This is a genomic window from Saccharopolyspora sp. 7B (genome assembly GCF_020177435.1).
GTDB classification, from domain to species: domain Bacteria; phylum Actinomycetota; class Actinomycetes; order Mycobacteriales; family Pseudonocardiaceae; genus Saccharopolyspora_C; species Saccharopolyspora_C gregorii.
Genome location: NZ_JAIUKC010000116.1, coordinates 1 through 1,730 on the forward strand (window position 1 = coordinate 1; position 1,730 = coordinate 1,730).

3 protein-coding genes (1 of these 3 running past the window's edge) are annotated in these 1,730 nt (G+C 74.3%); 1 reads left to right on the plus strand and 2 read right to left on the minus strand.

All coding sequences use genetic code 11. The annotated features are described in order from the left end of the window. Window positions 1–214: 214 nt before the first annotated feature. Window positions 215–1,480: a low temperature requirement protein A gene (locus LCD33_RS18455; RefSeq protein ID WP_224968250.1), complete on the plus strand. Its 1,266-nt coding sequence runs from the start codon at window positions 215–217 to the stop codon at window positions 1,478–1,480. Window positions 1,481–1,509: 29 nt separating this feature from the next. On the opposite strand, the gene LCD33_RS28975 is transcribed toward LCD33_RS18455, so the two are convergent. Further along, window positions 1,510–1,632 (minus strand): hypothetical protein, encoded by a 123-nt coding sequence (locus LCD33_RS28975; protein WP_255617623.1) that lies wholly within the window; start codon window positions 1,630–1,632, stop codon window positions 1,510–1,512. Window positions 1,633–1,700: 68 nt separating this feature from the next. After that, window positions 1,701–1,730, minus strand: partial view of an MFS transporter gene (locus LCD33_RS18460; RefSeq protein ID WP_224978084.1) — the 3' portion only. The gene runs 1,131 nt beyond the window's last position; the window shows 30 of its 1,161 coding nt (coding positions 1,132–1,161); the start codon falls outside the window, past its right edge; it ends in the stop codon at window positions 1,701–1,703.

The following is a 1,730-nucleotide window of genomic DNA, read 5'->3' on the forward strand; positions in this document are numbered from 1 at the left end:
CTTGGAACTCCCCGCCGCCGACCTCCGGACGCGGGCCCCGGCCCCCGCCTGACTCCGCCCAGACCGCCCCTTGCGCCCCGACGACGCCGGGCGAACGGGACGGTCACCTGCCGTCGGCGTGCGGCCGATCACCGCCACCCGAGCCCCCGAACGGCCCATCGGCGCATACGATCACCCGCGGCCCGACGCGAACGACCCGGACGGGAAGCCGAACATGAGCGAGCACGACCACCCCGGTGGCCTGGCGCATCCGCGACAGCCGATGACCGGTCGCGGCCCGGACGAACCGGGCCGGGTCGCCACTCCCCTGGAGCTGCTGTTCGACCTGACCTTCGTGGTCGCGGTCGGCACCGCCGCCTCCTTCCTCGCCGAGACGCTGGCCGGGGGGCACGTCGTGCCCGGGATCACCGCGTTCGTGCTCGCGATGTTCGCGATCAGCGTGGCGTGGATCAGCTTCAGCTGGTTCGCCTCCGCCTTCGACACCGACGACTGGCTGTACCGGGCGTTGACGATGCTGCAGATGATCGGCGTGGTCATCTTCGCCCTGGGCCTGCCCGCGCTGTTCACCGGCCTGGCCGAGGAGTCGCGCCTCGAAGTGCGGGTGATCGTGCTCGGCTACGTCGTGATGCGGGTCGCGATGGTGCTGCAGTGGTGGCGAGCGGCGCGGGAATCGCCCGAGTTCAGCGCGGTCGGCTTCGCGAACATCCGGTGGACGGTGCTCGCGCAGGTCGGCTGGGTCGTGCTCGCCTTCGCGAACCTGCCGCTCGGCGTCGCGTTGGCGGCGTTCGTGCTGCTCGGGCTGCTGGAGCTGGCGCTGCCGGTCTTCGCGCAGGGGCGCGCGCACGGCACGCCCTGGCACCCGCACCACGTGGCGGAGCGCTACAGCGCCTTCGCGATCATCACCCTCGGCGAAGGCGTCGTCGGCACCATCGCCTCCTCCGGCGAGCTGCTCGGCGGCGGCAGCGGCGTGAACTGGAGCGGGGACGCGGTCGCGGTGGTCGTCGCGGGCGTCGGCCTGACCTTCGGCATGTGGTGGGTGTACTTCGCGACCCCGTTCGGCGAGGTGCTGGAGCAGCGCCGCGCCCGCGGCTACCTGTTCGGCTACGGGCACATCCTGGTGTTCGGGGGAATCGCCGGGACCGGTGCCGGGCTGCACCTGGCGGGGTTGCAGCTGGAGCACCACTCGACGATCGGCAACGCCACGGTGGTGCTGGCGCTGGCCGTGCCGCTCGGGCTGTACCTGCTGGTCGTGTACCTGCTGCACGCGCTGCTGCTGTCGGAGGCCGACGGGTTCCACGTGCTGCTGCTGGTGATCACGCTCGGGGTGCTCGGGGCCGCGGTGGCGCTCGCCGCGGCGGGCGTGGGGATCGCGGCGTGCCTGCTGGTGGTGATGCTGGCGCCGTACGTGACGGTGCTCGGCCACGAGACGATCGGGCACCGGCACCAGCGGCGCGCGCTGGACGGGCTGCGGCGGCGCTGACGATCATCCGGCGGCGCCGCCGCAGGCGATCACCCGGCGCGGTCGGCGCCGTCGAACGGCAGGCCGCGGGCGAGGAACGCGGTGCCCGCGAGCCCGATCGCGGTGGCGAGCAGCACCCCGGCCGCGCCGACCCCGCTGGCGACCAGCCCCACCGGGGGGGGCGCCGGGGGGGGCCCCCCCCCGGGGGGGGGCGCGGCCGGGGTGTTCCGGGGCTCCGGGTTCAGCGCTTCTTGCCGCTGCGCTTGGCGGC

Excerpts from the sequence above, each read along its gene's own strand:
- LCD33_RS18455 (WP_224968250.1), top strand. The coding sequence starts at position 215 with ATGAGCGAGCACGACCACCCCGGTGGCCTGGCGCATCCGCGACAGCCG.